The sequence below is a fragment of the Bacteroidota bacterium genome (genome assembly GCA_038746285.1).
Classification (GTDB): domain Bacteria; phylum Bacteroidota; class Rhodothermia; order Rhodothermales; family JANQRZ01; genus JANQRZ01.
Genome location: JBCDKT010000091.1, coordinates 1 through 7527 on the forward strand (window position 1 = coordinate 1; position 7527 = coordinate 7527).

Here is a 7527-nt window from a genome sequence, read left to right on the forward strand (position 1 = left end):
ACGCCGTCCTCGTCTCCGCCGACGCCGCGCTCGTCGTCAACGTCCCCAGCCGCACGGTCGTGACCGCGCTGGCGCCGGGCGAGATGGCCGACCGCGTCGTCACCCAGATCGACAGCGCCCTGTTCCTCTAGGGCACCGCCCACTTCGGGTACCGCCCCTCGGGGCGCTTCTTTTCATCCGGCTGGACCCACGCTCCGAGGCGCCGCCTCGGGGCCCGGGAGGCCGGCCCGCGACCGACCGACCGACGTCGCGGCCTACCGACACCCCCAATGATTCGTTCTCTCCGCACCGGCATCACCGGTCTCCGCAGCAACCAGCTCCGCCTCGACGTCATCGGCAACAACATCGCCGGCGTCAACACGGCCGGCTTCAAGCGCAGCCGCGTCCTCTTCCAGGACGCGCTCTCGCAGCGCATCGGCACCGGCGGCAGCCTCTACGGCGACGCCACGCGCAACCCCTCGAACGTCGGCTACGGCGTGACCGTGGGCGCCATCGACAAGGTCTGGTCACAGGGCGCGTTCGAGTACACCGACCTCCCGACCGACCTGGCCATCGCCGGCGACGGCTTCTTCATCGCCGAGAGCCAGCGCGGGCCGGTCCTGACCCGCCTCGGGGCCTTCTCGTTCGACTCGGAGGGGCACCTCGTGACCAGCGGCGGCCTTCGCGCCCAGGGCTGGGAGGCGACGGTAGACGGCGAGATCGTGCCTGGCGCCCTCACCGACATCCGCCTCGACCCGACCGCCTCGACGCCCCCGGTCGTCACCTCGTCGATGACCATCGAGGGCAACTTCGCCGCCGACCGCGAGGTGGGCGACGCGCCGATCGCGCTCTCGTCGGTCGTCTACGACGGCACCGGCACCCCGCACACGCTCGTGCTGACGGGCGAGAAGACGGCCACCGGCGAGTGGACGCTCACCGGCGCCGAGCTGGCGGGCGAGCCGCCGACGCCGCTCGCCGTCCCGACCGACGGCACCGAGGTGATCACGTTCGGGAGTGACGGCCTCCAGACGAGTGCCGGCCTCGTCGCTGTGACCGGCGCCTTCCCCGACGGCAGCCCGTTGGCGATCGACTTCGACTTCAGCGCGCTCACCCAGTACGCCGGCTCGACGACGGCCGCCGTGACCAACCAGGACGGCTCGGCTGGCGGCGAGCTGGTCGACTACGGGTTCGACCAGGAGGGCCGTCTGATCCTGGCCTTCTCGAACGGCGAGCGCCGCGTGGCCGCGCAGGTGGCCCTCGGGTCGGTCGCCAACCCCGACGGCCTCGAGCAGGTCGGCGACGGCTTCTACTCGGCTTCGGTGGCCTCAGGCGAGCTGCAGGTGGGTCGCGCCGGCAACGAGATCCCGGCCGGGGTCGTCGCCGGTGCTCTCGAGGCGAGTAACGTCGACCTCGCCGAGGAGTTCACCGATATGATCGTGGCGCAGCGCGGCTACCAGGCCAACGCGCGCGTGGTGACGACATCGGACGAGCTGCTGCAGGAGACGGTCCAGCTCAAGCGATAACCCTCTTCCCACTCGTGGGAGCCGCGCGGCCTCGAGGCGTCCGGTCTCGGGGCCGCGCTCCGTTTCCCCGAGGCGGTCGGGCGCCGCCTCGGGGCGCGTGATATCGGGAGGGGCCGACGCCCCGAGGCGGGCGGCGGAGGGGGGTCCGGTAAGCCCGGAAGACCGATTCTACAAGCGCTGCGCGTGTCGATGGCTTCCCGCTATCACCAATGCGCGCTGTGATATGGGTGGATCCGGGCTATTATCACGCTCGACCGTCGCGTATGTCCGCCGGGCGCCCGTTATGCGGCGGCCGCTCCACTGAAGTAGTAGTTCTGCAGCCTAGCCGTCGTGCTCGGCCGAACGCTATAGACTCGATCACCTCCCGCAGTGAATAGATACATATTCTTTGCAGTGCCGTACGACTCGCAATCTGCGCCACTGCGAGACGCCGTCAACATTGCAAGCGTCCAGGCAGGATTCGAGCTCATGCGAGCTGACTTCCAGTTTGCTCCTAGCCAAGAGGTGACTAGCAGCATTCGCGAGGCTATCGAACGCTCCTCCTTGGTCATCGGAGACGCGACTGGCCGCAACGCGAACGTGATGCTTGAGCTGGGTTTTGCCCAAGCCATGGGCAAGCCGATCCTTCTGATCACCGAGGATCCTGGAGAGATACCGTTCGACTTGGCCTCGGTCCGGGCAATCACTTATCAGCCGGGAGCTCCGATTGCAAGCCTCGTCGCCCGGCTTGCAGACGCCATAATCGCGACCGCATCAGCGTCTTCTTCCACGTCATCCCAAGGGAACGGATCTCCTGATGGAGGGGGAGCCAGTCGCGACCAAGTATTCTTCAGTTACAGCCACGCCGATGCGGAATACCTTGACCGGATGATGGTTCACCTCCGACCAGTGGAGCGCTCTGGAGCAGTGAACCTGTGGTCGGACACCAAGATCAGAGCCGGGGACAGGTGGAAGGAAGAGATTAGAAAGGCTTTGGATAAAGCAAGAGTCGCTGTCTTGCTCATCAGCGCGGACTTTCTAGCGTCAGACTTCATAGCGACTGACGAGTTGCCTCCTCTGCTTGCGGCGGCAGAACTTGAGGGCGCTCGAATTATACCAGTTGTCGTTAAGCCCTCTCGCTTCCTGAGAGACGACAGCTTGGCCCGGTTTCAAGCTCTAAACAACCCTCGTTTACATATAATCCGCATGGGTGAAGCGGACCGGGAAGAGCTCTATGCCAAGTTAGCAGAGGTAGTTGAAGCAGAACTCGGACTCTGAAAAACCCGGCTGCAGAACCCACCGCTGCAGTCCGACCCAAAGCGTCAGCGATCTCGGCGCGTCCAAGCGTCGGCGTATCCTCCGCTTCGCTCTACCGCCGCGCCGTCAGCTTTGGGCGGCTGAGCGGTCACCTGTTCTACCGCCTCGCCCATGAGATCTGAACTCCAGACTGAACTGGATGCGGCAATACGCCGACTGGAATCCTTCAAGGGGAGAGCAGCCGCTATGCTCGCGCTTGGCAACAAGGGAGTCGATCTACCGCGCCACCTTCAGTTCAAGGACAGCGAGCTTCGCCCGCTAGACGACTCGCTCATAGCACTGGTAGCTCAGATCACTCAATCCGCTAGCATCAGCGCGGCTTCGTGGACTCCGCCAGTTCGCTACGCATACGCGAACTCTGGGAGACCGAGTCAGCGCGGCCAGTGGGATTGGCTGGAGAGGTTCTACGACGGTCTGAGCATGAGCGTGGACTTTCTGGAGTCCCACCGCAGCACTGAGACTGGAGGAGCAGTCTACAACGTGACGCTGGAGAACAGCGCTGGTGTCGCCATCGGTCCAGGAGCGAGTGTGGACCGGACTGAATGGCGACAAGAGGTAGCGCCTGACATGGAAGCTCTGATCGAGGACCTCGCGCTTTTGAGAGCAGCCATGAAGCAGGAAGCCACCTCGGTAGAGCATGACGTCGCTGTCGGCTCAGTGGCAGCAGCAGAGGCGGCGGCTCGGGAGGGTGATAGCAAAGGGGTTCGTAAGCATCTCAAGGCGGCTGGCAAGTGGGCGCTGGATGCGGCAACGAAGATTGGTGTTTCCGCTGCCACAGAAGCCATCAAGGCGTCCCTCAAAGCAGGGGCGGCATAACCCGCGGCTGCAGGCCGACAACGGACTCCAGCACTGTTGCTTCGTCTGGGCATCGGCGTCTACGTTGCCTCTCTCACCGTCCGCGGTCGCTGCCCGTTGCGGCTGAGCCACAAACTGTTACACGGCCTTGCGCTCCGACCTGCCCGCCTACCGCGAACTCATAGCAACGGGCTTCGTCGGCTCGCTCAAGCGGGATGTGCTGATCGAGGCCCGCGACGACTTCGAGTTCCTGTGCCACGTCCGGGCGCGCTTCGCTGAGGCGAGTGCCGCCGCTGCCGAGGTGGCATCCGAATGCACCGCCATGCTCGCCACGGACCTTGTCACGGCCGGGCTCTGCGACCTCCGACCGTGGCCCCCAGACGAGACGTGGAAGAACGAGCCGGCCGCCCTCTCGTTCGACGCCGTCGTCTTCGGAGCCAACAGGTGTTCGGAGGCCGACCGGTCCATCTCGGACCTCGTGCTCACAGTAACCGACGAGGGCGCCGCGTGGGTCGAGCGGTACCGGCGGTTGGTCTCGGAACTGTGACATCGGCCGTGTAACCCGCGCTTGGTATTAGCTGGAAGTCAAGGGGCGGCGGCGATTCCGGCTCGGCCGAACGTCGGTGTGTTCTGTCGCTCGTTCCGTCACCGTGCCCTCAGCCCTTCGCGGTTGAGCGGCCAACTGTTGTTCGCTGTACCTCTCAACCGTTGTGGCCAAAAGCTACCTGGGTCGGATCGACTCGCGCTCCTACTACGAAGGCAGCGCTCCTCAGGTCGTCCTCCGACTCGAGGGGGCCGCGTCGCGTCGGGATACAGAGGTATCCGAGGCGATCGTTGGGCGGGCCCGCGCGATTGCCCGGGCGTACGCGTTGCCGGTCCTCTCCGACGTAGACCTCACGAGCGGCGTTCGGATCTCCGACGCCGAGGCGGAGGAGTTGGCGAGCGAGACGTCGTTCCTGCTGTCGGTGACGAGGGACCCGTTGCTGAGCGACGTGCTCGACGTGATCCGTGCGCTCGCACTCGCCCGCCTCGGTCGCCGCTACGGCTCGCGGTAGCCCCCGGTACAGCGCCGCGCCTGCAGGCTGACCGCCCCGCGCCGCGTTCTCAGTCACCGAGGCGGTCCGTATCGTGCGTTCGCCGGCGTGCCCGCCTCGGGGCGACGGCTGAGTAGCTGTCCGTCAGGAGATCAGAGTGGTCTCTCCTGATGGATCGGCCGATCCGTTATCTGTTCCTCCCTCATCGTGCGCCTCCTCCCTTTCGTGGCCGCCGCCGCCCTCTTCGGGTGCGCGTCCAACCCCGCTCGGACGTCTGCGAGCGTAACCGAGGACAACGCCGTCCTCGCGCGAGCCTACGCTGAGGACCAAGCAGACGCCGAGCGCGCCGCCTTCGTCTACGAGGACGGCTCGGCCATGCCGCTCGACGACCTCCGCCAGCGCCTCCCCTACATGCCCCCGGAGCTGGCCGATGACGTCCACCGTCTCATCGCCGTCGATTCGGTCCTCGCTGCTGACGGCGCCCGGACGGCCAACGACTTTTACCACGCGGCCATGATCTACCAACACGGGGCCGACACGACGTCGTACCGACGGGCATACGACCTCGCGACGCGGGCGGTCGAGTTGGACCCGAACCACGTGGACGCGAAGTGGCTCTCGGCCGCTGCGTGGGACCGGTACCTCGATGCGTCGGGGCGCCGGCAGTGGTACGGCACGCAGTACCGCTGCGACGAGGACGGGCTCCGCTACCTCCTTCCCGTGGACGAAGGCCGAGTGTCCGACGACGAGCGGCGAGCACTCGGGGTGCGCACGCTCGCGGAGGCGAAAGCACTCGAAGGGACCGAATGCGGGAGTCCATAGGAGCCTGCGACATGGGCGACGGATCTGACCGGCTCGTCGACGACACTGCCAGCCCCGAGGCGGCGCCTCTTCGTCTCCCGCCTCGGGGCCGCGCCCGTTTGAGGCCCGGGGGCCGTGCCATCCTCCCTTGCTCTCCCTCACCTCGATGTGGATGGGGGCTGAATCGCAATCCGCTCTGTCGCGCTCACTCTCAACGATGGCAACGATTCTCCTGGAGCATCGCGACCTAGAGGAGCGGCTCGGCCCGGAGTACAAGGACTGGCTCCGCCCGCGTCGAGGCAAGTAGACGGGGCATTCCGCCTCGGGGCATGAGATCGCGGGCGTGGCGCAGGCCCCGAGGCGGCGTCGAATGCCTCAGAGGTGGCCGCGTCGGCAGCGGCTATACTGCGGCGCCTCTGCTCGTGCCCTTCGGTTGTCGAACGGCTCCCTCGCTGCCCTTCTCCCCATGAGCCGTCCGCCCCTGACCGGGACCCTCGACGCCGACGACTTCCTCGACTTCTACTGGCTCAAGGACGAACTCGTCGCGTTCTGCCGCCACGAGGGCCTCCCCACCGGCGGCCCCAAGGTCGAGGTGCGAGATCGGATCGCTGCCTACCTCCGGGACGGCTCGGTGCTCCGCCCCACCCCGAGGCGGACCGGGCCGACGGACCCGATCCCCGCCGTGCTCACGCGAGAGACGCCGATCGGCCGCGGGTGGACGTGCGGGGCGCGGCTCCGGGCGTTCTTTGAGGAGGAGGTCGGCCCGTCGTTCCGCTTCAACCGCGCGCTGATCGACGTCGTCAAGTCGGGTGACGGCCGGACGCTCGGCGAGGCCGTCGACGTGTGGGCCGCCTCGGAGGCGACCCCGTCTCGGCCGATCGAGTCCCAGTTGGAGTACAACCGCCACACGCGGGCCTACTACCAGCAGCACCCGGACGCGACCCGAGAGGAGGTGCTCGACGCGTGGATGCGCAAGCGCGCAGCACGGCGCTCGGAGTGGGATGCCCTGTCAGACCCCCCGGGGTGAACGGCAATCACGCCCTCGCCCCCGCAGCCGGCCCCGAGGCGGCGCTTTTTTGCTCTCCGCCTCGGGGCGGTGCAGCCTCGGGACGGGTGTTTGGGGGCCGCACGTTTCGTGTCCCCGAGGCGGCGCTCTGCCTCGAGGTGCGTGGAATCGGGAGGCGCACAGGCCCTGTGGCGAATCGTTGGTGGGAGAGCCACGAGAGAGGTCCTTCCTGACGAGCCGCCCCTACAGCCCAGAGGTCCCGACTTGGAAATAGAAACCATATCGGTTACATTAACCTTGTGAACAGCCATCTCACCATCGCCCTCCACGTCCTCGGCTTCTCAGCCGCACGAGCCGGGGAGCCCATCACATCCGAGGAACTGGCCCGGACGTACGGCACGAGCCCGGTCGTTCTGCGCCGAGTCCTCGCGAAGCTGCAGCGTGCGGGCTTAATCGAGACGCAGCGGGGCCGGGGGGGCGGCTCGGTGCTTGCGCGCCCCGCTTCGACGATCACCCTTCGGGAGGCGTACGAGGCCGTGGCCGACAACCAGCAAATCCTTCCTCGTCACCCAAGCGGATGTGCCGGGCGCGCCGCCCTCGTGCTCGCGGGCTTCGTCAACGACCTCTGCGCCGATGCGGAGCAGGCACTGCTGGATCGACTGGAGGCTGTAACCGTCGCCGAGATGGACCGACACGTCCGTTCTCAAATTCGCGCACCGGACTAGAGGCGCCTCGGCCCAGGCCATCCGTCCGCTCTCCCAAAATGCAACCACATTGGTTGCCAGGTCTTCCAATCTCCCCACCTCGACCTCCCATGGCTTCGACCCCGACGAAAACGCTCGCGTTCACAACAGCGCACACAGCCCTCCTCAAGATTGCGGCCGTGCTGTGGGTGGTTTGGGGCGTGGTCCACGCCTTCGCCGGTGTGATGACGATTGCGTCTGACCCCGCAACCGGGTTCGGCAACATCGCGGATGCGGTAGACCCGGCGGTCTTTGTGCTGGACTACCCCGACGCCGTCGGCGCTGTGCTCAACCAGCACGGTTGGAATCTGCTCTGGGGCGGCATCGTGACGATCATCGGGGCTGTTTTC

The 7527-nt window shown here is 66.6% G+C and carries 10 protein-coding genes; all 10 read left to right on the forward strand.

Annotated elements, in window-relative coordinates; translation table 11 throughout:
* The first annotated feature begins 59 nt into the window (after positions 1-59).
* Complete coding sequence (locus tag AAGI91_17190) at positions 60-131, forward strand: hypothetical protein (GenBank protein MEM1044346.1); 72 nt, start codon at positions 60-62, stop codon at positions 129-131.
* Between the two features lie 138 nt (positions 132-269).
* Positions 270-1502: a flagellar hook protein FlgE gene (locus AAGI91_17195; protein MEM1044347.1), complete on the forward strand. Its 1233-nt coding sequence runs from the start codon at positions 270-272 to the stop codon at positions 1500-1502.
* 369 nt (positions 1503-1871) lie between these two features.
* Entirely contained in the window at positions 1872-2759 is an 888-nt protein-coding gene (locus AAGI91_17200; GenBank protein MEM1044348.1) for a toll/interleukin-1 receptor domain-containing protein, read from the forward strand.
* Between the two features lie 150 nt (positions 2760-2909).
* A complete protein-coding gene (locus AAGI91_17205) occupies positions 2910-3614 on the forward strand; it encodes a hypothetical protein (GenBank protein ID MEM1044349.1) in 705 nt (234 codons plus the stop codon).
* Between the two features lie 127 nt (positions 3615-3741).
* The gene (locus AAGI91_17210; GenBank protein MEM1044350.1) at positions 3742-4140 is read left to right on the forward strand and encodes a hypothetical protein; all 399 of its coding nucleotides are present in this window, start codon (positions 3742-3744) and stop codon (positions 4138-4140) included.
* A gap of 163 nt (positions 4141-4303) precedes the next feature.
* The gene (locus AAGI91_17215) at positions 4304-4648 is read left to right on the forward strand and encodes a hypothetical protein (GenBank protein ID MEM1044351.1); all 345 of its coding nucleotides are present in this window, start codon (positions 4304-4306) and stop codon (positions 4646-4648) included.
* 186 nt (positions 4649-4834) lie between these two features.
* Positions 4835-5449, forward strand: coding sequence for a hypothetical protein (locus tag AAGI91_17220; GenBank protein MEM1044352.1), 615 nt, complete (start codon positions 4835-4837; stop codon positions 5447-5449).
* 445 nt (positions 5450-5894) lie between these two features.
* A complete protein-coding gene (locus AAGI91_17225; GenBank protein ID MEM1044353.1) occupies positions 5895-6455 on the forward strand; it encodes a DUF6434 domain-containing protein in 561 nt (186 codons plus the stop codon).
* Positions 6456-6733: 278 nt separating this feature from the next.
* Positions 6734-7159, forward strand: a complete 426-nt coding sequence (locus AAGI91_17230) for an Rrf2 family transcriptional regulator (protein MEM1044354.1) — start codon at positions 6734-6736, stop codon at positions 7157-7159.
* 89 nt (positions 7160-7248) lie between these two features.
* Positions 7249-7527, forward strand: a 279-nt coding sequence (locus tag AAGI91_17235) for a hypothetical protein (protein ID MEM1044355.1), incomplete at its 3' end; no start/stop codon positions are given.

Bases quoted from the DNA above. Each gene is read 5' to 3' on its own strand.
- AAGI91_17195 (MEM1044347.1), top strand. From the start codon at position 270: ATGATTCGTTCTCTCCGCACCGGCATCACCGGTCTCCGCAGCAACCAG.
- AAGI91_17205 (MEM1044349.1), top strand. From the start codon at position 2,910: ATGAGATCTGAACTCCAGACTGAACTGGATGCGGCAATACGCCGACTG.
- AAGI91_17225 (MEM1044353.1), top strand. From the start codon at position 5,895: ATGAGCCGTCCGCCCCTGACCGGGACCCTCGACGCCGACGACTTCCTC.